This is a genomic window from Nocardia asteroides, from assembly GCF_021183625.1.
GTDB lineage: Bacteria > Actinomycetota > Actinomycetes > Mycobacteriales > Mycobacteriaceae > Nocardia > Nocardia asteroides_A.
This window is the reverse complement of sequence record NZ_CP089214.1, coordinates 2058573-2081269: the sequence shown is the minus strand read 5'-3', so window position 1 is coordinate 2081269 and position 22697 is coordinate 2058573. Positions and strand designations below refer to the sequence as shown.

At 70.4% G+C, this 22697-nt stretch carries 23 protein-coding genes; 14 read left to right on the top strand and 9 right to left on the bottom strand.

The annotated features are described in order from the left end of the window. Positions 1-16 precede the first annotated feature (16 nt). The 3 genes from map to LTT61_RS10080 all read left to right on the top strand — a co-directional run bounded on the left by map (position 17) and on the right by LTT61_RS10080 (position 3154). The gene (gene map, locus LTT61_RS10090; RefSeq protein WP_233019673.1) at positions 17-880 is read left to right on the top strand and encodes a type I methionyl aminopeptidase; all 864 of its coding nucleotides are present in this window, start codon (positions 17-19) and stop codon (positions 878-880) included. Then, on the top strand, positions 877-2415 hold the full coding sequence (locus LTT61_RS10085; protein WP_233019672.1) for a cobyric acid synthase: 1539 nt from the start codon (positions 877-879) through the stop codon (positions 2413-2415). Before map ends, LTT61_RS10085 begins: the two co-directional genes overlap by 4 nt. A 175-nt stretch (positions 2416-2590) precedes the next feature. Next, the gene (locus tag LTT61_RS10080) at positions 2591-3154 is read left to right on the top strand and encodes an alpha/beta hydrolase (protein ID WP_233019671.1); all 564 of its coding nucleotides are present in this window, start codon (positions 2591-2593) and stop codon (positions 3152-3154) included. A 1-nt stretch (position 3155) separates the two neighbouring features. On the opposite strand, the gene LTT61_RS10075 is transcribed toward LTT61_RS10080, so the two are convergent. Continuing rightward, positions 3156-4208 (bottom strand): alpha/beta hydrolase, encoded by a 1053-nt coding sequence (locus LTT61_RS10075; RefSeq protein ID WP_233019670.1) that lies wholly within the window; start codon positions 4206-4208, stop codon positions 3156-3158. 247 nt (positions 4209-4455) lie between these two features. Between LTT61_RS10075 and mqo the strand changes: the two genes are divergently transcribed. The 7 genes from mqo (at position 4456) to LTT61_RS10040 (ending at position 14306) form a co-directional block, all read left to right on the top strand. Further along, positions 4456-5910, top strand: a complete 1455-nt coding sequence (gene mqo, locus LTT61_RS10070) for a malate dehydrogenase (quinone) (protein WP_233019669.1) — start codon at positions 4456-4458, stop codon at positions 5908-5910. A 12-nt stretch (positions 5911-5922) separates the two neighbouring features. Then, positions 5923-6372 carry a GNAT family N-acetyltransferase gene (locus LTT61_RS10065; RefSeq protein ID WP_233019668.1) on the top strand — a complete coding sequence of 150 codons (450 nt, stop codon included), beginning with the start codon at positions 5923-5925 and terminating at the stop codon, positions 6370-6372. 81 nt (positions 6373-6453) lie between these two features. Then, positions 6454-8586 carry a VWA domain-containing protein gene (locus LTT61_RS10060; RefSeq protein WP_233020940.1) on the top strand — a complete coding sequence of 711 codons (2133 nt, stop codon included), beginning with the start codon at positions 6454-6456 and terminating at the stop codon, positions 8584-8586. 21 nt (positions 8587-8607) lie between these two features. Beyond that, positions 8608-9222 carry a cob(I)yrinic acid a,c-diamide adenosyltransferase gene (gene cobO, locus LTT61_RS10055; protein WP_233019667.1) on the top strand — a complete coding sequence of 205 codons (615 nt, stop codon included), beginning with the start codon at positions 8608-8610 and terminating at the stop codon, positions 9220-9222. A gap of 109 nt (positions 9223-9331) precedes the next feature. Then, entirely contained in the window at positions 9332-10846 is a 1515-nt protein-coding gene (locus LTT61_RS10050; RefSeq protein ID WP_233019666.1) for a cobyrinate a,c-diamide synthase, read from the top strand. Further along, entirely contained in the window at positions 10839-11207 is a 369-nt protein-coding gene (locus LTT61_RS10045) for a cobalamin biosynthesis protein (protein WP_233019665.1), read from the top strand. The genes LTT61_RS10050 and LTT61_RS10045 overlap by 8 nt, the downstream gene beginning before the upstream one ends. Positions 11208-11666: 459 nt before the next feature. Continuing rightward, a complete protein-coding gene (locus LTT61_RS10040) occupies positions 11667-14306 on the top strand; it encodes a tetratricopeptide repeat protein (RefSeq protein WP_332909238.1) in 2640 nt (879 codons plus the stop codon). 71 nt (positions 14307-14377) lie between these two features. Here LTT61_RS10040 and LTT61_RS10035 read toward each other — a convergent pair whose 3' ends face one another. The 8 genes from LTT61_RS10035 to LTT61_RS10000 all read right to left on the bottom strand — a co-directional run bounded on the left by LTT61_RS10035 (position 14378) and on the right by LTT61_RS10000 (position 20230). Then, complete coding sequence (locus LTT61_RS10035) at positions 14378-14701, bottom strand: hypothetical protein (protein WP_233019663.1); 324 nt, start codon at positions 14699-14701, stop codon at positions 14378-14380. A 15-nt stretch (positions 14702-14716) separates the two neighbouring features. Beyond that, positions 14717-15004 carry a hypothetical protein gene (locus LTT61_RS10030; protein ID WP_233019662.1) on the bottom strand — a complete coding sequence of 96 codons (288 nt, stop codon included), beginning with the start codon at positions 15002-15004 and terminating at the stop codon, positions 14717-14719. A gap of 144 nt (positions 15005-15148) precedes the next feature. Further along, positions 15149-16279: a phosphotransferase family protein gene (locus tag LTT61_RS10025; protein WP_233019661.1), complete on the bottom strand. Its 1131-nt coding sequence runs from the start codon at positions 16277-16279 to the stop codon at positions 15149-15151. A gap of 89 nt (positions 16280-16368) precedes the next feature. Next, positions 16369-17556, bottom strand: a complete 1188-nt coding sequence (locus LTT61_RS10020; RefSeq protein WP_233019660.1) for an ABC transporter permease — start codon at positions 17554-17556, stop codon at positions 16369-16371. Beyond that, positions 17553-18449, bottom strand: coding sequence for an ABC transporter ATP-binding protein (locus tag LTT61_RS10015; protein WP_233019659.1), 897 nt, complete (start codon positions 18447-18449; stop codon positions 17553-17555). The genes LTT61_RS10020 and LTT61_RS10015 overlap by 4 nt, the downstream gene beginning before the upstream one ends. Continuing rightward, positions 18446-18982 (bottom strand): hypothetical protein, encoded by a 537-nt coding sequence (locus LTT61_RS10010; protein ID WP_233019658.1) that lies wholly within the window; start codon positions 18980-18982, stop codon positions 18446-18448. The genes LTT61_RS10015 and LTT61_RS10010 overlap by 4 nt, the downstream gene beginning before the upstream one ends. A gap of 1 nt (position 18983) precedes the next feature. Beyond that, positions 18984-19253: a helix-turn-helix transcriptional regulator gene (locus tag LTT61_RS10005; protein ID WP_233019657.1), complete on the bottom strand. Its 270-nt coding sequence runs from the start codon at positions 19251-19253 to the stop codon at positions 18984-18986. Positions 19254-19333: 80 nt separating this feature from the next. After that, a complete protein-coding gene (locus LTT61_RS10000; protein ID WP_233019656.1) occupies positions 19334-20230 on the bottom strand; it encodes an oxygenase MpaB family protein in 897 nt (298 codons plus the stop codon). Between the two features lie 193 nt (positions 20231-20423). On the opposite strand from LTT61_RS10000, the gene LTT61_RS09995 reads away from it, so the two are divergent. The 4 genes from LTT61_RS09995 to LTT61_RS09980 all read left to right on the top strand — a co-directional run bounded on the left by LTT61_RS09995 (position 20424) and on the right by LTT61_RS09980 (position 22690). Then, positions 20424-20648: a hypothetical protein gene (locus tag LTT61_RS09995; RefSeq protein ID WP_233019655.1), complete on the top strand. Its 225-nt coding sequence runs from the start codon at positions 20424-20426 to the stop codon at positions 20646-20648. Next, positions 20648-20854, top strand: a complete 207-nt coding sequence (locus LTT61_RS09990; RefSeq protein WP_420094761.1) for a hypothetical protein — start codon at positions 20648-20650, stop codon at positions 20852-20854. Before LTT61_RS09995 ends, LTT61_RS09990 begins: the two co-directional genes overlap by 1 nt. Before the next feature lie 116 nt (positions 20855-20970). After that, positions 20971-21825: an MlaE family ABC transporter permease gene (locus LTT61_RS09985; protein WP_233019653.1), complete on the top strand. Its 855-nt coding sequence runs from the start codon at positions 20971-20973 to the stop codon at positions 21823-21825. Position 21826: 1 nt separating this feature from the next. Beyond that, the gene (locus LTT61_RS09980; RefSeq protein WP_233019652.1) at positions 21827-22690 is read left to right on the top strand and encodes an ABC transporter permease; all 864 of its coding nucleotides are present in this window, start codon (positions 21827-21829) and stop codon (positions 22688-22690) included. Positions 22691-22697: the final 7 nt, after the last annotated feature.

The window sequence follows — 22697 nt, the reverse complement described above, 5'->3', positions numbered from 1 at the left end:
CGACTACCCTGTCTTCATGTCCGTGCGCACTCGCCAGCCCCTCGTTCCCGGCACGCTCTCGCCCGAGCGGGAGGTGCCGCACGCCATCGAGCGCCCCGAGTACGTGGGCAAGCGGACGGCCGTCGAGGGCTCCGAGCCCTGGGTGCAGACGCCGGAGACCATCGAGAAGATGCGGCTCGCCTCCCGGATCGCGGCGCGGGCGCTGGCCGAGGCGGGTAAGGCAGTCGCCCCCGGCGTCACCACCGACGAGCTGGACCGGATCGCGCACGAGTACATGATCGACAACGGCGCCTACCCCTCCACCCTCGGCTACAAGGGCTTCCCCAAGTCCTGCTGCACCTCGCTGAACGAGGTGATCTGCCACGGCATCCCGGACTCCACCGTGATCCAGGACGGCGACATCGTGAACATCGACGTCACCGCCTACATCGACGGCGTGCACGGCGACACCAACGCCACCTACCTGGCAGGCGAGGTCGACGAGGAGGTCAGGCTGCTGGTGGAGCGCACCGAGGAGGCCACCATGCGGGCGATCAAGGCGGTCCGGCCGGGCCGCGCGCTGAACGTCGTCGGCCGGGTGATCGAGTCCTACGCCAACCGCTTCGGCTACGGCGTCGTCCGCGACTTCACCGGCCACGGCGTCGGCCCGACCTTCCACAACGGCCTGGTGGTGCTGCACTACGACCAGCCCGCCGTGGAGACGATCATCGAGCCGGGGATGACCTTCACCATCGAGCCCATGATCAACCTCGGCGGCATCGACTACGAGGTCTGGAACGACGGCTGGACCGTGGTCACCAAGGACCGGCGCTGGACCGCGCAGTTCGAGCACACCCTCGTGGTCACCGAGACCGGCGCCGAGATCCTCACCCTGCCGTGACGCCCGGCGGCGCGCTGCTCGTCGCCGGGACCACCTCGGACGCGGGCAAGAGCGTCGTCGTCGCCGGGCTGTGCCTGGCACTGGCCCGCCGCGGGGTCCGGGTGGCGCCGTTCAAGGCGCAGAACATGTCCAACAACTCGGTTGTCACGCTGGACGGCGGGGAGATCGGCCGGGCGCAGGCGCTGCAGGCCCGCGCCTGCGGGCTGGAACCGAGCGTGCGGTTCAACCCGATCCTGCTCAAGCCGGGCGGTGACCACCGCTCCCAGTTGGTGGTGCGCGGCAAGGCCGTCGACACCGTCGGCGCGCGCGACTACTTCCGGCACCGGACCGCGCTGCGCGAGGTCGTTGCCGACGAACTCGCCGCCCTCCGCGCCGATTTCGACGCGGTGATCTGCGAGGGCGCCGGCTCGCCCGCCGAGATCAACCTGCGCGCCACCGATCTCGCCAACATGGGGCTGGCCCGCGCGGCCGGGCTGCCGGTGATCGTGGTCGGTGACATCGACCGCGGCGGGGTGCTCGCCCACCTGTTCGGCACCGTCGCCGTGCTCGAGCCCGACGACCAGCGGCTCATCGCGGGCTTCCTGGTGAACAAGTTCCGCGGCGACGTCGAGCTGCTCCGCCCCGGGCTGGACCAGCTCGCCGCGCTCACCGGCCGCCGCACGCTCGGCGTGCTGCCCTACGCCGAGGAGCTCTGGCTGGACGCCGAGGACTCGCTCGGCACCGTCGCCGACGCCCCGGTCGGCCGCCCGGCCCCGCCGCGCGGCCGGGAGTGGCTGTCGGTCGCCGCGATCCGGCTCCCGCGCATCTCCAACTCCACCGACGTGGAGGCGCTCGCCTGCGAACCGGGCACCGCGGTGCGCTGGGTGACCGAGCCATCCCGGCTCGCCGGTGCCGACCTCGTGGTGCTCCCCGGCAGCAAGGCCACCGTCGACGACCTGGCCTGGCTGCGCCGCACCGGTCTCGCCGACGCCCTGAAGACCAGGGCGGCCGAGGGGAAGCCGATCCTCGGGGTGTGCGGCGGGTACCAGATGCTCGGCGGCCGGATCGTCGACCCGGTGGAGTCCGGCGCGGGCGCGGTGCCCGGGCTCGGGCTGCTCGACCTCGAGGTCACCTTCGCCGACCCGAAGGTGCTGCGGCGCAGCGCCGGGCGGGAACGTGCGTCGCTGATCCCTGTGCACGGCTACGAGATCCACCACGGCCGGGTCACCCGGACCGGCGACCCCGCCTGGCTGGAGCTGGAAGGGCAGCCGGAAGGCAGTGTCCGCGGCGCGATCTGGGGCACCCACCTGCACGGGCTGCTGGAGTGCGACGAGCTGCGCCGCGGCTGGCTGCGCGCCGTCGCCGCGGCGGCGGGCCGCACCGGCTTCGAACCGGCGGCCGAGGTCTCGGTGGCCGCGCTGCGCACCGCCCAGCTCGACCTGCTCGCCGACCTGGTGACCGAGCACGCCGACCTGCCCGCGCTGGAGCGGCTGCTCGCCGACGGCCCGCCCGCCGGGCTGCCGGTGATCGGCAGCGGGCTCACCGCACCCTGTTGACGAACCGCGGGCGCCGACTTCGCCGACGCGCTGGTCGAGCAGCTGGGCCGGGAGGCGGGGCGCGACCGCACCGTCACCTTCGACCCCCACGCGGGCATGCGGCCGCTCTCCCGAGCACCCGCTATCCGGGCGAACCCGGCATCGCGGATCGGGCGGCCGTGTACCGTTTCCGGTCATGACAGCGCGCCAGATCACGGTCGGTGACCGCTCCTGGACGGTCCGGGTGGACGGCCCGGACTCCAGGCACACCGTGCTGCTGCTGCCGGACGCGGGCGCCCCGCCCGACGTCTTCGACGGGGTCTCGGCCCGGCTGCACGTCTCCGACCTGCGCACCGTCACCCCGGAGAGCATCGACGGGCTGGAACCGGCCGACCTGCACGCGCTGCTCGACCAGCTGAGCGTGCCCTACACCCACGTCGCCGGCTACGGCCGCGGCGCCGAACTCGCCTGGCAGCTCTGCGCCGGGCCGTTCGGCCGCTTCATCAGCCTGACCGTCGCCGACCGCGGGCACCCGGCGGGCGCCGACACCGAGGGCGCGGTCGCCGACTCCGGCGTGCGGCCGATGGAGCTGCCGGTGACCATGGTGGTCACCAAGCGCACCACCCGCGCGGTGGCGGACGGCTCCGGCCGCTTCGTCTACGGCGAGTTCCGGGTGGTCGAGCTGGACGTCGACGATGTCGCCGCCGAGGCAACGCACGAATTCGCGACCGAGATCGTGCTGCGCACCAGCCCCTGGTGAGCTAGCCGGACGTCCGGAACGCGGCCAGCCAGTCCAGCCAGTTGTCCAGCTCACCGAAGGCCTCGGCCCGCGGCTTCTCGCTCGACAGGAAGACGTCGTGCCGCGCGCCCTCGATCGGCACGATGTTCGTGCGGTCGCCGAGGCAGCCGGACCAGCGCTGGATCTGCTCGACGTCGAGCACCGCGTCCGCCACGTCGACGGCGGGGCCGTACTGCCGGGCGAACTTCGTCAGCCGGGAGCGCAGGATCAGCGCGGGCACCCCGATGCTCAGCCCGCGGTGCAGCCTGGCGTGGCCGCGGCGGATGGCGCGCAGCCAGCCGAAGCGCACCGGGAAGCCGCTCAGCGGCTTCCAGTCCAGGTTGTACTCCCACTCCCCGGACACCGTGTGGTGCAGGCTGTCGCCGTAGGCGGTGATCGCGGGCGCGGGCAGCGCGGCGGTCTTGCGGAAGCGGCCGAGCACGTCGATCACCGGGGTGCCGACGCTGCGGTAGTAGGCGGGGCCCTGCAGGTCGAACCACGGGCTGTTCAGCACCAGCCCGATCACGCCCGCGGCGGCGGCGCCGGTGCGGGCGTGCAACCGGTCCAGCCACAGCGGCAGGATCAGCCCGCCGGTGGAGTGCGCAACCAGCAGCACCGGGGCGCCGGTCTCGGCGCGCACGATGCGCAGCGCCTCGTCCAGCTCCGCGTCGTAGGAGGCCAGGTCGGTGACGAAGTGCGGGCTCTGCCCGTCGCGCAGCGAGCGGCCGCACTTGCGCAGGTCGAGCGCGTAGAAGCGGTGGCCGCGGGCGGCGAAGTGCTCGGCAACGTGCTGCTGGAAGAAGTAGTCGGTGAAGCCGTGCAGATAGAGCACGGCCGGGGTCTCCGTGTCAGCGGGGCTGGACGCCGTCTCCTCGGGCCGGTAGCGCACCAGGGTGCCGAAGATCTCGCCCTCGCCGTCCGGATCCGGGCCGAGCGGGAGCGTGCGCTGCTGGTAGTTCGTGCCGAGGACATCCGGCTGCCACGGGTCGCCACCGGAGGAGGTGGGCGCCGGGTCGAGCGAGGTTTCGTTCGTCACAGTGCCCAATCTATCGCGGCGGAAGCGCCCTGCCGAGCCCGGCTTACCGGGAGGTATCTATGTCACATTCGGCAGGTTCGCTGCGGGAACGCCGATTCCCGAGGTGCACAATTGGGCACAGGTGAACGGTGGGTAACCTCCAGCCGGAAGCCGCGGGCAACCGCGCAGAGTGACAAGGAAGTCGACACCCGTGCCGAATGCTGCTCAGACCCAGAAAACCGATGTCGTACTCATCGGCGCAGGCATCATGAGTGCCACACTCGGCGCACTGCTGCGGCAGTTGCAGCCCGAGTGGTCGATCTCGCTCTTCGAGCGGCTGGACGCCGCCGCGGCCGAGAGCAGCGACCCGTGGAACAACGCGGGCACCGGACACTCCGCGCTCTGCGAGCTGAACTACAGCCCGCAGAACCCCGACGGCACCGTCGACATCAGCAAGGCCGTCGACATCAACGAGCGCTTCCAGGTCTCCCGCCAGTTCTGGTCCTACGGCGTGCAGAACGGCCTGCTCGGCGAGCCATCCCGCTTCATCAACCCGATCCCGCACGTGAGCTTCGTGCACGGCGAAGAGAACGTGCGCTATCTGCGCGCCCGCTACGACGCGCTGGCGCCGCACCCGCTCTTCGAGGGCATGGAGTACATCGACAGCCCGGACGAGTTCGCCCGCAGGCTGCCGCTCATGGCGCGCGGCCGCGACTACAGCGACCCGGTCGCGCTGAACTGGACCGACGCGGGCACCGATATCGACTTCGGCGCGCTCACCAGCGAGCTCCTCGCCTACCTCGGCCGCACCGGGGTGGACCTGGCCTTCGGGCACGAGGTGCTCGACCTGTCCAAGCAGTCCGACGGCCAGTGGCTGGTCCGGGTGCGCAATGTCCGCACCAGGCAGACCCGCACGCTGATCAGCCGCTTCGTCTTCGTCGGCGCCGGTGGCGGCGCGCTGCCGCTGCTGCAGAAGGCCGGGATCAAGGAGGCGAAGGGCTTCGGCGGCTTCCCGGTGAGCGGCCAGTTCTTCCGCAGCACGAACCCGGAGCTCATCGGGCAGCACCACGCCAAGGTGTACGGCAAGGCCGCCGTCGGCGCCCCGCCCATGTCGGTGCCGCACCTCGACACCAGGGTCATCAAGGGCCGCAACGGCCTGCTCTTCGGCCCCTACGCGGGCTGGACGCCGAAGTTCCTCAAGGACGGCAAGAACACCGACCTGTTCAAGTCGATCCGCCCGGACAACCTGTTCTCGCTGCTCGGCGTCGGCGTCACCGAGCTGAGCCTGACCAAGTACCTGATCTCCGAGCTGCTCAAGTCCGAGGCGGGCCGGGTGGAGACGCTCGGCGAGTTCGTGCCGCGGGCCAAGGGCAGGGACTGGGAGCTGATCACCGCGGGCCAGCGCGTCCAGGTGATCCGGCGCAAGGGCATGGGCGGGGTGCTGGAGTTCGGCACCGCCGTGATCGCCGCGGGCGACGGCACCATCGCCGGGCTGCTCGGTGCCTCGCCGGGTGCGTCGACCGGGGTCAGCGCCATGATCGACGTGCTACAGCGCTGCTTCCCGGACGAGTACGAGGGCTGGACCCCGAAGCTGCGCGAGATGGTGCCCTCGCTCGGCGTCAAGCTCTCCGACAACACGGAGCTGTTCCGCGAGGTGTGGAGCTGGACCAGCAAGACGCTGAATCTGGACACCGCCGGAGTCGCGGCCCCCGCCCAGGTGTGATAGCAAGAGTCGATGATCTCAACGGTTGCGCTCAAGCGGTCCTGGGCCCAGGATCTGGACACCGCCACCCTCTACGAGCTGCTGAAACTGCGCGTGGAGATCTTCGTGGTCGAACAGAAGTGCGCGTACCCGGAGCTGGACGGCCGCGACCTGCTCCCGGAGACCAGGCACCTCTGGCTCGATGACGAGGGCACGGTCATCGCCACGCTTCGGCTGCTCGAGGAGCACGAGGACGGCGTGAAGTCGTTCCGCATCGGGCGGCTCTGCACCGCGCGGCCGGTCCGCGGCCAGGGCTACACCACCCGGCTGCTGCAGGCCGCGCTGGCCGAGGTCGGCTCGCACCCCGTGCGGCTGAACGCGCAGAGCCACCTCGTCGAGCTCTACGCCAAGCACGGCTTCACCGCCGAGGGGCCGGAGTTCGTGGAGGACGGCATCCCGCACACGCCCATGCGGCGCGGGTGAGCCCGGAGCTGCCCGCGGGCCGAGGCGGTGTCCGGCGGCGCCCCCGCCGCGCCTAGAGTCGAAGCCGTGTCGGTGTACCAGATGGAAGAGATCGAGACCGGGAACCCCGCCCCGCCCGCCGAGGCGGGGTTCCCGTTCTCCGCGGTCGTCGGGCAGGAGCGGCTGCAGCTCGCGCTGATCCTGTGCGCGGTGCACCCCGGGATCGGCGGCGTGCTGGTCCGCGGCGAGAAGGGCACCGCCAAGTCGACCGTGGTGCGCGCGCTCGCGCAGCTGCTGCCGCCGGTGGTCGACGAGACCGGCTCGCGCCCGGCCCGGCTGGTCGAGCTGCCGGTCGGCGCCACCGAGGACCGGGTGGTCGGCTCGATCGACCTGGAGCGGGTGCTGCGCGACGGCGAGCAGGCGTTCCGGCCCGGGCTGCTGCACGCCGCGCACCGCGGCGTGCTGTACGTGGACGAGGTCAACCTGCTGCACGACCACCTGGTCGACGTGCTGCTCGACGCCGCGGCCATGGGCCGCGTGCACGTCGAGCGGGACGGCGTCTCGCACACCCACCCGGCGAAGTTCGTGCTGGTGGGCACCATGAATCCGGAGGAGGGGGAGCTGCGGCCGCAGCTGCTCGACCGGTTCGGGCTCACCGTCGAGGTGGCCGCCTCGCGCGAGGTCGACGTCCGGATGGCGGTGGTGCGGCGCCGGCTCGACTACGAGGCCGACCCGGCCGGGTTCGCCGACCGCTACGCAGCCGCCGACCGCGCCGAGGCGCTGCGCATCCGCGACGCCGTCGACCGGCTCGCGTTCGTCCGGCTGGACGATGTGGAGCTGCGCCGGATCGCCGCGCTCTGCGCCGCCTTCGACGTCGACGGGATGCGCGCGGACCTGGTGGTCGCGCGGACCGCCACCGCGCACGCGGCCTGGCGTGGGGCGGATCTGGTGACCGAGGAGGACGTGCGGGTCGCGGCGGAGCTGGCGCTGCCGCACCGGCGTCGCCGGGATCCGTTCGACGAGCCCGGGATCACCGAGGAGCAATTGGACGAGGCCATGCGGGATGCCGCCGCGGAGGCCGAGAAGGCGAAGGGTTCGCCGTCGGGCCGGGACGCCGACGGCGACCCCGCGAACGGCACGGACTCCGCCGACGGCTCGACCGCGGATCAGCAGGGCGGCGCGGGTTCGGATGACAGCGACCCGGCGGCCGACGGCTCCGACCGGGCCGACCGCTCCGACGCCGGCTCGGAGCACAGCGGCCCCACGGCCGACGGCTCGGACAGCTCCGGTGCGGGTCCGGACCGCGGCGACCCGGCGGCCGACGGCTCCGACCGTTCCGCCTCGGGCCGGAAACGCCCCGGCCCCGATGGCGGCGACGACCCCGACTCCCCACCGGACGGCCCCGGCTCCGGCGGCCGGGAACGGCGCGCGGGCACGCCGGTCGCCGCCAAGGTCACCGCCCCGCGCTGGGAGGTCCCGGGCATCGGCGAGGGCGCCCCCGGCCGCCGCTCGCGCGCCGAGAGCCGCCTCGGCCGCGTCGTCCGCCCGACCGCGACCACCGGAACCGGCCTGCACCTGCTCGGCACCGTCTTCGCCGCCGCCCCGCGGCAGCGGGCCCGCGGCCGGATTACCGGCCCGCTCCGGCTGGCCGCCGACGACCTGCGCGGCGCACACCGCGAGGGCCGCGAGGGCAACCTGGTGATCTTCCTGGTCGACACCTCCGGCTCGATGGCCGCGCGCGACCGGATCGGCGCCGTCACCGGCGCCGTCGTCACCCTGCTGCGCGATGCCTACCAGCGCCGCGACAAGGTCGCGGTGATCACGCTGCGCGGCAGCGAGGCCGAGCTGGTGCTCCCGCCCACCTCGTCGGTGGATATCGCGGTGCGCAGGCTCGCCGGGCTGCGCACCGGCGGCAAGACCCCGCTCGCGGCCGGGCTGCTCGCCGCGCGGACCCTCGTCGCCAGGGAGAAGGTGCGCGACCCGCGCCGCCGCCCGATGCTGGTGCTGCTCACCGACGGCAGGGCCACCGGCGGCGTCGAGCCGCTGCCGCGCGCCCGGGCCGCCGCCCGCGGGCTGGCCACGGACGCCGTCACCGCCATGGTGGTCGACTGCGAGCGCGGCCTGGTCCGGCTCGGGCTCGCCGCCGAACTGGCCCGCGAGCTCGGCGGCGGCTGCGTGCGGCTCGCCGAGCTCACCGGCGACGCCGTCGCCGGCGTGGTCCGCGCCGCCGCCTGACCCGTTCCGAAGGAGATCTCCGTGCCGCAGGGCATTCCGGCCACCGTCCCCGACGACGGCCTCACCACCAGGCAGCGCCGCAACCAGCCGGTGCTCGCCGTGCACACCGGGCCGGGCAAGGGCAAGTCGACCGCCGCCTTCGGGATGGCGTTGCGCGCCTGGAACCAGGGCTTCGACATCGCCGTCTTCCAGTTCGTGAAGAGCGCCAAGTGGAAGGTGGGCGAGGAGGCGGCGTTCCGCACGCTCGGTACGCTGCACGAGCAGACCGGGGCGGGTGCGCCGGTGGAGTGGCACAAGATGGGCGAGGGCTGGTCCTGGACCCGCAAGCAGGGCAGCGAGGACGACCACGCGGCGGCCGCGCTGGCCGGTTGGCAGGAGATCGCCAGGCGGATCGCGGCCGAGCAGCACCGCTTCTACGTGCTCGACGAGTTCACCTACCCGCTCAAGTGGGGCTGGGTCGACGTGGACGAGGTGGTGCGCACCCTGGTCGGGCGGCCGGGGCAGCAGCACGTGGTGATCACCGGCCGGGACGCCCCGCAGGCGCTGCTGGATGCCGCCGACCTGGTCACCGAGATGACCAAGGTCAGGCATCCGATGGATGCCGGGCGCAAGGGACAGCGCGGGATCGAATGGTGAGCATTCGCCTGCCGGGGATTCGTCGCGCCGAGGCGCGCTGCCGGGGCGGGGCGCGGGACCGCCGCGGTCGCGCTCGGCCGTCCCCGCGCGCGCATCCCGGAGGTGGACGGTGAGCGGAGTTCCCGCGGTCGTGGTGGCCGCGCCGGCCTCGGGGAGTGGCAAAACCACGTTGGCAACCGGGCTGATCGGGGCGCTGCGGCGGGCCGGGTACCGGGTGGCGCCGTTCAAGGTTGGCCCGGACTACATCGACCCCGGGTACCACGGGCTGGCCGCCGGGCGGCCGGGCCGCAACCTGGATCCGGTGCTGGTCGGCGCCGAGCGGGTGCCCGCGCTGTACCGGCACGGGTCGCGCGGCTGCGACCTCGCCGTGGTCGAGGGCGTCATGGGGCTCTTCGACGGGCGCATCGACGAGAGCGCGGGGCCGATCGCGGAGGGGTCGACGGCGCAGGTCGCCGGCATACTCGGCGCGCCGGTCGTGCTGGTGGTCGATGCCCGCGGGCACAGCCAGTCGCTGGCCGCGCTGCTGCACGGGTTCGCCACCTACGACAGCGGGGTGCGGCTCGGCGGGGTGATCCTGAACCGGGTCGGCAGTGCGCGGCACGAGCAGGTGCTGCGCTCGGCCTGCGAGCGGGTCGGGCTGCCGGTACTCGGGGCGCTGCCCCGGCTCGCCGAACTCGAGCTGCCCTCCCGGCACCTCGGGCTCATCCCCGCCGTCGAGCACGGCGCGCCCGCGCGTGCGGCGGTGGCCGCCATGACCGATCTCGTCGCCGCGCACGTCGACCTCGCCGCCGTCGCCGCCCTCGCCGGTGCCGCCGTCGCGGGCGAAGCCTGGGACCCGGCCGCGGCGCTGCGGGAGGCCGTCGCCGCGCTCGGCGGTCGGCCGGAGGGCAGCCCCGGCGGCGGTCCGCCGCTCACCGCCGAGCAGGGCGACTCGGCCCGGACGCCGACGGGCGGTGCCCGGCTCGCCGCGTGGTCGCCTGCCGCCGCGGAGCACGCGGCTCCGGTGGTGGCGATCGCCGGGGGAGCGGCGTTCACCTTCGGCTACGCCGAGCACCGGGAGCTGCTGGAGGCGGCGGGCGCGCGGGTCGAGGTGTTCGACCCGCTGCACGACCCGCTGCCGCCAGGCACCGCGGGGCTCGTCGTCCCCGGCGGCTTCCCGGAGGAGCACGCCGAGCGGCTGGCGGCGAACACCCCGCTGCTCGACGAGGTCGCCGCGCTCGCCGCGGCCGGGCTCCCGGTGCACGCGGAGTGCGCCGGGCTGCTCTACCTGGCCCGCTCCCTGGACGGGCACCGCATGGCCGGGGTGATCGACGCCGACGCCGAGTTCGGCCCCCGGCTCACCCTCGGCTACCGAGACGCCGTCGCGCTCGCCGACTCCCCGCTCTGGCGGGCCGGGCAGCGGGTGCGCGGCCACGAGTTCCACCGCACCCGGCTGCTCCGCACCGGCGCCCCGGTGCGGGCCTGGGGCTGGCGCGGCAGCGACGGCAGCCCGGTCACCGAGGGCGCGGTCACCCACGCGGTGCACGCCTCCTACCTGCACACCCACCCCGCGGGCGACCCCGCCGCCATCGCCCGCTTCACCGCCGCCGCAACCGCTTTCGCCGCCACCCGCATCGATGCCTAAACCACTCGTCGTCGGTATCGGGCTCCGCCCCGAGACGGCAGCCGCAACAATCCTCGCGGCCATCGGTGCCGTGCTCGGCGAGCATGAAATTGCCGCTCTGGCGACTCTCAAGGCCCGCGCCGCCGAAGCGGGTCCGCAGGAGGCAGCCGAGCGCCTCGGTATCCCGCTTCGCGCTTATACCGCTGCTGAACTGACCAAAGTGTGGGTGCCGAACCCCTCGATCCGAGCAGGATCAATAGGCACCGCTTCTGTCGCCGAAGCGGCCGCGCTGATTGCAGGAGGTGGCGAACTGATCGTTCCGAAGACTGCTTATCGCGGAGTGGTCACGATCGCAGCCGCAGACCTTGGCAAGCCGAGTTAGCGATCAGACGTCTGTTGGTTCGGACGAGGGCTCTGCAGCCGCTGCGGGGTTGGGTCGTGCGGTGCTATCGAGATTTCGCAGGCGTCGAAGGGCTACTCGAAACCGAAGGGCGGCGAAGCCGAGCGTCGCAGTGCTCCCCAGCACTCCGAAACCTATCGCGGTCGAGGGAGTCGAGCTAGCCAGCAGTGCGGCAACGCCGACGCCGCAACCGATTGCAAGACACAGGGCCAGCAAGACGCATCCGACGCTGATCATAGTGGTGCGGGCGAAGCGAAGTAATCGCATGTATCGCTCCAGCACCGCGTCGTCCAGAATCGCCTGCGCTACCTGTCGATCGATCGAGTCGAGCAAATTCGCAGGCGTTGATCTATCCCGGGCGTGTGGAGGCTGCATCCTGCTCTCCACGCGCCTCACGAATTCTCCTCTGTCGTTGTGCCCAGCACCGAGCATCGACGGAGCATGGGCGAAGCGGCAGCGTCACGTTCTCGCGACCGCAGCGGCCAAAGGACTCTCTTCACAACTACTCCCCGAAGTGGACCAGTACTGCAGCTCCCAGAATGCTCCGTTGCGGAGCAGTTTTGCAAGTACTATGCTCATAGTTGCTCCACCAACCGCGGAGAGGGTATGGCCCGGCCGATTGCCACGCACAACGTTGCGTACCGTGTGCGTCGATTGCGGACGCAACGAGGGTGGTCAGCGCAAAAACTGGCTGACCATTGCAGAGGCGTGCTCACGCGAAGCACGATTGCGAAGATCGAGTCCGGTGTACGGCAGGCGGTGACTGTCGAAGAGCTGGCCGTGCTCGCTGTGGCTCTGGGCGTCGACGAGACTGCGCTCCTGGCAGAACCGACTGCTGCCGAGAGGCTCGGGGATGCTCTTGTCGAAACACGTCGTGCCGCAAAGATCTCAGTTCCGCAACTCGCTGATCGAGCCCACGTCGGCACCGACTTGATCACGGCTATCGAGAGGGTCGGCCGCATCCCGGCCTGGGCTACGGTCAGTGCTCTGGTCGAGGCCATGAACGCCGATGTGGGCGAGTTCCGCAGGTTGTGGGAGGCGGCTGACGCTCCCGGCGGGAAGCGTCTTGGACCTTCGCTCGCTATTGTTTCTGTTGCTCCACAGCAACTCCCACCCCCCACGCGCACCTTCGTTGGTCGCACCCGCGAGCTTGGTGTTCTAGATGGAGCTTTTGCGGAGCAGTTCGACCACCCCGGCGCGAGTCCTGTGATCTGTGTCCTCTCTGGTACAGGCGGAGTAGGCAAGACGTCGCTGGCACTGGCATGGGCTCATCGAAACCGAAAAAAGTTCCGCGACGGCTGTCTCTATGTGGATCTTCACGGATTCGATTCACATCAACCGGCATCGGCGCTGAGTGCGATGCACACCTTCTTGTTCGGTCTTGGAATCCCGGATGCAGCGATTCCGGACGATCTGAGTTCGGTGCAATCTCTCTACCGCACCGTTGTGGCCGAAAAGCGAATTCTGGTCGTTCTCGACAATGCTCAAGATGCGTCGCAGGTCACACCTCTCCTGCCCGGAGGTGAACTATGTTTCACCGTCGTCACCAGCCGTCAGCAATTGTCTACGCTGGTCGCCGACTACGGTGCCGTTAACATCACGGTAGGAGAGCTGTCTGTGCCGGATTCCGTGGATCTGCTGAAGAAGCGGATCGGTCGTGAGTTCGACGACTTGGAATCGCTCCTACTCGAACGGATCGCTCGGTTATGCACCGGGCTACCGCTCGCGTTGAATATCGTCGGCGCACAGGCGGCGATGAACGTTTATCCGCTCACTGAATTGGTTGATCGCCTCCGTGCGCCGGACAACCGGCTCGATGCGCTGGAAGGAGCCGATTTCAATCTGCGATCGGTGCTTGGAGCGTCATATGAAACTTTGGACGATGATTCTGCGAGACTTTTCAGGTTGCTGGGTTTGGTGCCGGGGACAGCATTCGACAGGTTCGATGCATCGGCGCTCGCCGACACCACACCGGATGTCGCGGGGAAACTACTCGAAGGTCTTCTCCGGAGCAGTCTGATCGAGGCCAGTACGGCCGGAAAGTTTCAGATGCATGAGTTGCTACGAATCTATGCGGGCGATAGGCTCGAATATGAAGAATCGGAAGAGGTGCGGCACTCGGCATTGGCGCGATTCTTCAGCTACCTCCTCAGTACCGCGTCCGATGCGGATCGTCACCTTGACTCCTATTGGGAACCCTTGGGTGCTGCGGAAGAGGTTTCAGTGGCTTCTCGCCGATTCTTCGGTCAGCGGGACGCTGCCGATTGGTTCGCCTCAAAACTCGACGTACTGCTTGCCTCTATCAGGATTGCGGCAGCATCCGGTTTTCATCAGTTTGCGTGGCAGTTGGCAGCAGTGTTGACGACGTTCATGTACCGCCAGGTGCGATGGAGTCAATGGTCCGAAATCCTCGAGACCGCAGCAGAGTCTGCCCGGATTCTCGAAGATGCAGCGGCCGAGGCTCGGATCAATCGTATACTCGGCACCGCGAACGCCCGCCTTGGGCGCTTCGGGGAGGCTCGTGAGTTGCAGGAGCGTGCACTTGAGAACTATCGGCAACTAGGAGATAGAGATGGTCAGGCGCACACGTTGCTGATGTTGTGTCGACTGTTCAACTGGCAGGGGCGTTATCGGGACGCTCGAAGGTGCGCAGCAGAAGCACTTGAGATCTATACCGCCATTGACCACCATGGTCGGGCACGGGCGATGATCGACTTGGCGCGTAGCCAGTCCAACCTCGGCGAATTCGCCAAGTCGATTGTTCTTGCCACCGACGCCCTCGAACAGTGTCAGCGCGAGGGCGACCGTGATGGCGAATGTACCGCTCTGGCGTTACTTGGCGATGTCCGCTATCGGATGGGAGATTTTTCTCAATCGGTAGACGCATACCGGTTGGCTGTAGTCTTATGGCAAGCCATCGGAGATGGCTATCAGGAGGCTGAAACACTGATTCGGCTGTCTGAGAGCTTGGTTGCGGTCGGAGACGACACGGCAGCGCATAGTGCACGGCGTAATGCCGACGCACTTCTCGATAGAATCGGGATTCCGTTGGAATCGAGGAAGAGGTTGAAGCTCAGGTGATGGGTTGTTTGCGCACATGGAACCTGCTCGCGTTCGAGGGCTGTGGAAGAGGGCCTCCGCTGCGCTCGCGACTACGGCGCCACCGAACCCAGATCGGCGAGTCCGCTGTCGTGCCGCCCGATGCTCGCGTGCTCAAACCAACCCCACTCCTCGGCCTCCCCGCACCGCGCCCGCGCCACGAAATCGCTGACCCCCCACGGCGGCCTGGACACGATCTCCGGGTCGGCAAGGTCGTACAGACTGCTGACGACCCCCCGCCCCTTCCACTGCTCGTGCTGCCAGTCCGGATCAACGCCGTACCCGCAGCCGACGTGCAGCCCGATCCCTGTGCCGACCTCGACCCCGATCGGCAGCGGCTTCCCGTCCGGCGTCGTCAGCTCAAGCAGCTTCTGCACCGGAGACCGCGTCGTTCAACGTGCGCCGCTCGTCCGGCAGCGGCTGGTATCGAACACCGGCCGCGCCCCGGCCGGCTTGAGGTGCGGCTGTTCCTGCACGGCAGGGAAGGCGCCGGTCCAGGTGATGTCGGCGGCGAGGTCGTCGTGCTCACAGATCAGCTGCATCCGGTGCAGCGGCTTGATGAGCACCTCCAGCCGGATCTCGCCCGCCCGCTGCCCCAGCAGGCGCGGGCCCATTGCGTTGGAGAAGCACACCGCGCGCTGGCTCTGCCTTCGCCGGACGGTCAGGAGCGCGCCCACCATACCGAGATTCGGGTAGGTGCCGAGCCTGGGATCAGGAAGGTGCCGTCCCGGTCGTGCGATTCAGGTAGGAGCGCTCGTAGAAGTTTCGGTCGCCGGTGGTCACCCGCGCGCACGGGAGCGGGCCCGGCGCGGCGGCGTAGTCGGTCACTCCCAGCGATAGGCTCCGTCGAGCAGCGCCTCCAGGCTCGCCCGGTGCATGACGTAGTCGTCGCGGTCAGCGGTGTCGGTGTCCTCGCCGAAGTGGATCATCCTGCGCTTGATCCGCGCCATCACGATGGCGTGCCGCAGCGCCGCGTACACCAGGTAGAAGTCGAGGTCGCGCACGGTGTGGCCGGTGCGGGACTCGTACCGCGCCACCACGTCCGCGCGGCGCAGGAAGTCGGGCAGCCCCGGCTGCTCGAAGCGCTCCGCGATGTCCTGGAAGAAGCGGTGGATGAAGATGATCCAGCCCAGGTCGACCTCGCGCGGCACGATCGCGGCCATCTCCCAGTCCAGCACCGCGAGCGGGCGCCACTCCTCCCAGATGATGTTCCCCGGCCTGGCGTCGCCCCAGCACAGCACCGCGGGGCCGGGGTCGGCGGGCCAGTTCGCGTCCAGCCAGTCGAAGGCGCGCTCGATGATCGGGATGCGGTAGCCGTCGTCGGCGAGCGCCCAGTCATACCAGGCGCGCTGGGCCCGCACGTGCCTGCGCAGCGGCTGCCCCGGCCCGGATGGCAGCCCGAAGCGGGCCTCGGCGTGCGGGATGGCGTGCACGTCCGCGATGACGTCGACGGTGGCCATTCCGACCTCGGCGCGCTGCTCCGGGGTGGCGTCGAAGAGCCAGCCGACGAAGACGTACGGCGGGTTGTCCGCCGGGACAACGCCGTCCACCCGGCGCATGACGAAGAACGGCGTGCCGAGCGGCGCGTCGCTCTCCTCCAGCCACACCAGCGGCGGCACCGGGACCGGGCTCGCCGCACCGACCTCGGAGATCACCCGGAACTGGGCGGCCAGGTCGTACTGCGGGAAGACCGGGAAGGCGGCCGCCTCCGGCGCCATCCTGGCCACGAACGAGCCGCCCTCGGCGCGGCCGTCGACGGTCCAGTGCGCGTCGAAGAGGATGGTGGTGCTCGACATGCCGCCGGATTCCGGGCGGCCGGTCACGGTCACGGCGGGCGGGTGGTCCGCGCTCACCCGCTCGTCCAGCCACGCTGTCAGGCGCGCGCCGAAATCGTCCAGATCGCCCGCGCTGACGGTCAATCGGTGTCGCTGCGTCGGGTCGGCCTCGTCGCCCATCCCGGTACCTCCCGCTTCCCGCGCCCCCGGCCGTGAATGTAACGGGTTCCAGTTGGGGCGGAGGGGGAACGGAGAGAAACCCGCGGGCGCTATCCGCGCAGCGCCTGCCGCCAGGAGACGGTCCCGCCGGTGCGCAGCACCGATCGCTCGTACACCCGGGCGGCGAGCAGCGAGAGCCCGGCGGTCACCGCGACCATGAGCAGCACGGTGCCCGCGATCTGCGCGGGCGTCGCCACCCCGGCCGCGATCCGCAGCGGCATGAGGATGGCGGAGAACGGCGGCACCCAGCTCAGCGTGGCACTCAGGGCGCCGTCCGGGTCGCGCACCGCCACCGAGGCGATGCCGAACATGGCGACGATGAGCACGGTGAGCGGCGTCGTCGTGGAGTTGACATCCTCCTGCCTGGAGACCAGCGAGCCGGCCGCCGCGTAGAGCACCGCGAAGAACAGGAAGCCGAGCACGAACCAGCCGAGCGCGCCCGCCAGCGTGCCGAGCGCCGTGCCGGTGAGCGTGAGCACCCCGGTGCCGAGCGCGGTGCCGACACCGGCCACCCCGTACAGCGTGAGCTGGAGCAGCCCGGCCACGCCGAGCCCGATGATCTTGCCCCAGAGCAGCTGCAGCGGCCGCACCGTCGCCAGCAGCACCTCGACGACCCGGCTCGACTTCTCCTCGACCACGCCCATCGCCACGTACACCCCGAAGAGCAGGATCTGCAGGTAGAGCACGAACGCCACCGACATGGAGAGCACGGCGCGCTCCCCGGCGGCCGGGTCGGGCGGATCGATGGCCCGCTCGTCCAGCCGCACCTCGGCGGCGGCGCGCACCGCCGCCGGGTCCACCTCGAGCGCGCGCAGCGCCTGCTCCTGGGCGTGCCCGGCAAGCGCGCTCGCCAGCACCGCGCGCAGCTCGTCGTCCAGCCCGGTCTCGGTGACCACGACCGCGCCCCCGGTGCCGGGAACCAGCGCGGCATCGGCCGTGCCGGAGGTGATTTCGTGGCGGGCGGCAGACTCGTCCGGGACGACCGCTACGGTGACCGTCGTCCCGATGGCGGCGCCGGAACTCTCCAGCCACGGTGTGAGCGAGTCGTCCCCGACCACCGCGACGGTCGCGGTGCGCTCCTCCGCCTCACCGCCGAAGGCCGCGATCCCGGCGATCCCGGCCACCAGTGCAAGCAGCACGACCCCCGTGCTGATCAGGAAGCTCTTGGCGCGCAGCTGCACCAGGAACTCGCGCCGGGCGATCAGGGCGACGGTGCGCAGCCGGTTCGGCGCGGTCATCCCGCCACCACCTCTCGGTACAGTTCGGTCAGGGTCGGCCGCTGCGGGGCGAATTCGCGGACCGGGCCGGTGCGCAGCGCCGCCGCGAGCAGCGCCTGCTCGTCGGCGTCCGGGGCGAGGGTGAGCACGGTGCGGTCGCCGTCGCGCTCCCAGCCGAGCACGCCGGGCAGCGCGGCCGCCCAGTCCGGCGCGGCCTCCGGCGCCCGGACCAGCAGCCGGGGCTGCCCGCCCGCGCGCAGCTCGGCCACCGAGCCGGTGACCCGCATCCGCCCCGCCGCGATGATCCCGACCCGGTCGCAGAGCCGCTGCACCAGCTCCAGCTGGTGGCTGGAGAAGACGACCGGCACCCCGGCGTCGGCCTTCTCCCGCAGCACCGCGCTCATCACGTCGACGGCGACCGGGTCGAGGCCGGAGAACGGCTCGTCCAGCACCAGCAGGGCCGGGTCGTGCACCAGCGCGGCGGCCAGCTGCACCCGCTGCTGGTTGCCGAGGCTCAGCGAGTCGACGGTGTCGCCGCTCCGATCGGCCACGCCGAGCCGCTCGGTCCAGTGCCGCACCGCCTTCCGCGCCGCCGCCCGGCTCGACCCGTGCAGCTCGGCGAGGTACTCGAGCTGCTCGCCCACCTTCATCTTCGGGTAGAGCCCGCGCTCCTCCGGCATGTAGCCGATGGTCCGGCGCAGCGCCGCGTCCACCGGGCGGCCGCCGAGCCGGACGCTGCCCGCGTCGGCGGCGAGCACGCCGAGCACGATCCGCATGGTGGTGGTCTTGCCCGCGCCGTTGCTGCCGACGAAGCCGAAGATCTCGCCCGGCGCCACCGCGAACCCGACCCCGTCCAGCGCGGTCACCTCGCCGAACCGCTTGCGCAGCCCGTCGAGCTCCAGAGTCCCGCTCACAGCGTGACCTCCGGCTCCGGGTCGGGCCGGTTCCAGGCCAGGATCATGGCCGGGGAGCAGCCGCCGATCAGCAGCGCGGTGATCGTCCACAGCCCGCAGGCGTAGCCGAACCCGACGCTCAGCGACTCCATCGATGCGCCGATGACCAGCGCGAAGGCCGGAACGAGCGCGACGCTCTGGGTGACGGTGAGCCCGATCGACCTGGCGGCGTCGCGCTCGGCGATCTCGTACTCGTCCAGCGCGTTCCGCGGCGCGTCGCTCTGCCTGCTGGACACCACCTGCAGCACCGTCCAGGTCGGCAGGAAGAGCAGCACCGGGATCATCCAGAGCAGCTGCCCGACCCGCAGGTTCGCCACGCACACCGCGCCGACGGCGACCATCGCCGCGAAGAGCGCGGCCAGTGCGAGCACCAGCGCGCGGCGGCGGGAGCGGGTGCGCCAGCCGGGCAGCCAGGCGCCGGTGCGCGCCTCGTTGCGCAGGAATCGCCTGGTCCGGAATTCCTGATAGTTCGCGAGCAGATCGGTCGCGGACATCTCACTCTCCTGTACGTCGATAGATCTCGGCCGACAACGGCGTGAACTCGGTGCGCGCGAAGACCGCCTCCACCGGCAGCCCGAACACCTCGCAGAGCCGCAGCGCCAGGTCCAGGCTCGGGTAGTGGTCGCCGCGCTCCAGCGCGCCGACGGTCTGCGGGTTCACCTCGACGAGCTCGGCCAGCCGGGCCCGGCTCAGCGAGCGCTCGGCGCGCAGCACCGCGATGCGGTTGAAGATCGGACGGGTTTCCCCCCGTCGCACTGGGCTCATACATCGAAGTGTTGTGAAAACCCAACGATCTGTCAACAAAAAACGCCGCCACCCGAGGGTGGCGGCGTTCCGCGGTGCGCTCAGATCAGCGGCTTGTCCCGCCGCATCCGCCTGCGCGCGTCGGCCATCAGCCCGAGGCTGCCGCTGTGCCGCAGCGGCCGCGGGATGAAGCGGTTGACGAAGCCGACGAAGACGAAGAGGTGCTCGAAGCGGCGCTGGTCGGCCGCGGTCCAGCGCAGCCCCATCTGCTCGCGGAAGTGCGGCGCCAGGAAGCCGGTGGTGAGGAACTTCAGCAGCCCGCGGAACGGGATCCGGATGTACCAGTGGATCATCCGCAGGTTCAGCAGCGCGTCCAGGTAGGTGCGGACGTACTCGTCGAGCACGGCGTCCTGGCAGGCGCGCACCCAGTACTCGTCGAAGGCGGCGCGGGTCGGCGGCCACTGGTCCTCGGTCACCTGCAGCGTGGTGCCGAGCGTCGAGGTGGTGGCGTAGAACGCCTCCCGCTGCTCGTCGTTCATCCGGCCGTTGAGCAGCTGGTAGGTGTCCTCGAAGCCGATGAAGAGGCAGGCCGCGACCCACAGCTGCAGCTTGCGGTCGAAGGCGTTGTACTTGACCGGCGCGCCCGGCTCCGAGCGCACCTGCCGGTGCGCGACGTTGATCGCCTCGCGCAGCGTGTTCCGCTCCTCCTCGGTGCCGAGGATGGCGACCGCGAGGTACTGGGTGGTGGTGCGGGCCCGCTTCCACGGGTGCTTCATCAGCGCCCCCGACTCCACCCGGCTCTCCGCGACGCCGTACCCGACGCCCGGGTGGGCCATCTGCATCACCACGTTGGCCGCGGCGCCGGCGAACTGCCAGAAGTCGAGCGCGTCGCTGAGCGCGAGCGGCCGCTTGGTGAACGGCCGGTGCGCGCCGTGGATGGGGATACGCGTCCGCTCCAGCGTGAGCACGCGGGCGGGCAGCGGTTCAGCGGCGGTCATCGGTCTCCTCCGGATCGGGTGCTCCCGTGTATGTTATCGGTGATTCGCATTCCTGAGAAGCCGGATACCCGGCGTTTTAGTGGCGTTTCACAACTTAGAAGCGGAATAAGTGTCGGGATGTTCTTTCCAGATCGGCGGGATCGTGCGTACTATCGCAGCGTTCCGCCGCAGCGGAGAACGGAAGGAGCGGTACGTGCTCGCGAAGCTCGACCGGTTGTTGAGTTACGAGATGAAGGTGTCCGAGTTCATCGGGACGCTGATCATTCTCGGCATCCCCTACGGCGTCGTCGGGGTCATCTGGAGCATCACGCACACCGCGCACCTGCGGAACCTGCACGGCATCGACGTGATCGCCTCGTTCCTCGGGTCGATCGTGTGCTGGCCGGTGCTGCTCGTCGCGAACGTGACGATGACGTGATGGCGCTGGTCTGGATCATCGACGTCGTCGTGATCCTGGTGAAGGTCCTCGGCGGCCGGATCCGGGTGAACCCGGTGCTCCGGTTCGGCCTCTGGCTCGCCGTGCTGGCAGCCGCCGCGGCCGGGGTACTGCTCCTCGGCGTCCTGCTCGTGCTGCTGCAGCGCGGCCTCACCGGGCAGGACCTGCTTCCCCTCCTTCCGCTCTGACGTAGCGAACATCGCGAAACATCCGAGCCCGAGTCTCTCATGTCAACTGGTTGTTTCGGTTCCGCATTTGCGGAATCCGTATTAACATCCACAGGGCTCCGGCAAGAAAGGCCAGCGTGACCATCACCCAGCGACCGGCCGGTCGTACCGACCTGGATCGGGCCTTCGACGACCTGCGCGGGCTGTGGCGCAGGCATCCGCAGAAGTCCCTGGAGACCCTGGGCAGGCAGGTGCTGCTGGGCCGGGACGCGCTGATCGGGCTCTTCGAGGCGATCATCCAGCGCCGCTTCCCGTACCAGGAGTTCATCAAGCAGTGCGCCTTCATGGTCGGCGTCTCGGCGGCGCCGACCGTGCTGGTCGCCATCCCGATCGCGGTGGTGGTCTCGATTCAGGTCGGCGCGCTGGTCAACCAGGTCGGCGCGACCACCTTCATCGGCGCGGTGGCCGGGCTCGGCATCATCAGGCAGGGCGCCCCGCTGGTGACCTCGCTGATGATCGCGGGCGCGGTGGGGTCGTCGATCTGCGCCGACCTCGGCTCGCGCACCATCCGCGAGGAGATCGACGCCATGAAGGTGATGGGCGTCGACCCGGTGCGCAGGCTGGTGGCGCCGCGGCTGGTCGCCGCGATCCTGGTGAGCATCCTGCTCTGCGGCTTCGTGGTCTTCGTCGGCTTCGCGACCGCCTACATGTTCAACGTCTACGCCCAGGACGGCACGCCCGGCTCGTTCATCGGCTCGTTCGCCTCCTTCGCGGTCGCCAACGACCTGATCGTGGCGCTGGTCAAGGCGGCGATCTTCGGGCTGCTCACCGCGATCATCGCCTGCGACATCGGGCTGCACACCAAGGGCGGGCCTGGTGGCGTCGCCAACTCGGTGAACTCCGCGGTGGTCACCTCGGCGCTGATGCTCTTCGCCACCAACGTGATCCTCACGCAGCTCTACAACACGCTCTTCCCGACGAAGGTGATCTGAGATGGGCAGCTCGTACACCCCGCCCGCGCTGCGGCCGCTGCGCCGCAGCGGGCAGGTGCTCGCGGTGCCCTACCGGGCCAACATGCGGCTCGGGCACCACGCGCTGACCTTCGTCGAGGCGCTGGCGGCGATCCCGTTCGTGCTGCGGCACTACCGCAAGGAGGTGCTGCGGCTCACCGCCGACGTCGGCTGGGGCAACGGCTCGCTCGTTGTCGGCGGCGGCACCGTCGGGGTGGTGATCATCCTCTGCGCGTTCGGCGGGCTGACCGTCGGCATGGAGTCGTACAACGCGCTGAACCTGCTCACCATGGGCCCGCTCACCGGCGCCATCTCCGGCTTCGCCACCACGCGCGAGCTGGCACCGATCCTGGCGACGCTCGCCTTCGCCATCCAGGCGGGCTGCCGGTTCACCGCGCAGCTCGGCTCGATGCGCATCTCCGAGGAGATCGACGCGCTGGAATCCATTGCCATCCGGCCGCTTCCGTACCTGGTGACCACCAGGATGATCGCCGCCACGGTGACCATCGTCCCGCTCTACACCGTCGGGCTGGCCACCGCGTACCTGGCCACCAAGCTCTCGGTGCTGTTCCTCGGCGGCACCTCGGCGGGCACCTACGACCACTACTTCTTCCAGTTCCTGATCGGCACCGACGTCTTCTTCTCGGTGCTGAAGGTGGTGATCTTCGTGCTCATCGCGACCTTCGTGCAGTGCTACTACGGCTACACCGCCACCGGCGGGCCGGAGGGCGTCGGGGTGGCCGCCGGGCAGGCGATCAAGATGGTGATCGTCCTGATGGTCTTCGCGAATCTTGTTCTTACACTCGCAATCTGGGGCATCGACCCCGGTTTCCGGATCTCCGGGTAGGGGGGAC

Bases quoted from the DNA above. Each gene is read 5' to 3' on its own strand.
- mqo (WP_233019669.1), top strand. From the start codon at position 4,456: ATGAGTGCCACACTCGGCGCACTGCTGCGGCAGTTGCAGCCCGAGTGG.
- map (WP_233019673.1), top strand. From the start codon at position 17: ATGTCCGTGCGCACTCGCCAGCCCCTCGTTCCCGGCACGCTCTCGCCC.
- LTT61_RS09990 (WP_420094761.1), top strand. From the start codon at position 20,648: ATGGCGCTGGTCTGGATCATCGACGTCGTCGTGATCCTGGTGAAGGTC.
- LTT61_RS09980 (WP_233019652.1), top strand. From the start codon at position 21,827: ATGGGCAGCTCGTACACCCCGCCCGCGCTGCGGCCGCTGCGCCGCAGC.
- LTT61_RS10000 (WP_233019656.1), bottom strand. From the start codon at position 20,230: ATGACCGCCGCTGAACCGCTGCCCGCCCGCGTGCTCACGCTGGAGCGG.
- LTT61_RS10045 (WP_233019665.1), top strand. From the start codon at position 10,839: ATGCCTAAACCACTCGTCGTCGGTATCGGGCTCCGCCCCGAGACGGCA.
- LTT61_RS10080 (WP_233019671.1), top strand. From the start codon at position 2,591: ATGACAGCGCGCCAGATCACGGTCGGTGACCGCTCCTGGACGGTCCGG.
- LTT61_RS10025 (WP_233019661.1), bottom strand. From the start codon at position 16,279: ATGGGCGACGAGGCCGACCCGACGCAGCGACACCGATTGACCGTCAGC.
- LTT61_RS10030 (WP_233019662.1), bottom strand. From the start codon at position 15,004: ATGGTGGGCGCGCTCCTGACCGTCCGGCGAAGGCAGAGCCAGCGCGCG.
- LTT61_RS10060 (WP_233020940.1), top strand. From the start codon at position 6,454: ATGGAAGAGATCGAGACCGGGAACCCCGCCCCGCCCGCCGAGGCGGGG.
- LTT61_RS10040 (WP_332909238.1), top strand. From the start codon at position 11,667: ATGGGCGAAGCGGCAGCGTCACGTTCTCGCGACCGCAGCGGCCAAAGG.
- LTT61_RS10065 (WP_233019668.1), top strand. From the start codon at position 5,923: ATGATCTCAACGGTTGCGCTCAAGCGGTCCTGGGCCCAGGATCTGGAC.
- LTT61_RS10005 (WP_233019657.1), bottom strand. From the start codon at position 19,253: ATGAGCCCAGTGCGACGGGGGGAAACCCGTCCGATCTTCAACCGCATC.
- LTT61_RS10020 (WP_233019660.1), bottom strand. From the start codon at position 17,556: ATGACCGCGCCGAACCGGCTGCGCACCGTCGCCCTGATCGCCCGGCGC.
- LTT61_RS10010 (WP_233019658.1), bottom strand. From the start codon at position 18,982: ATGTCCGCGACCGATCTGCTCGCGAACTATCAGGAATTCCGGACCAGG.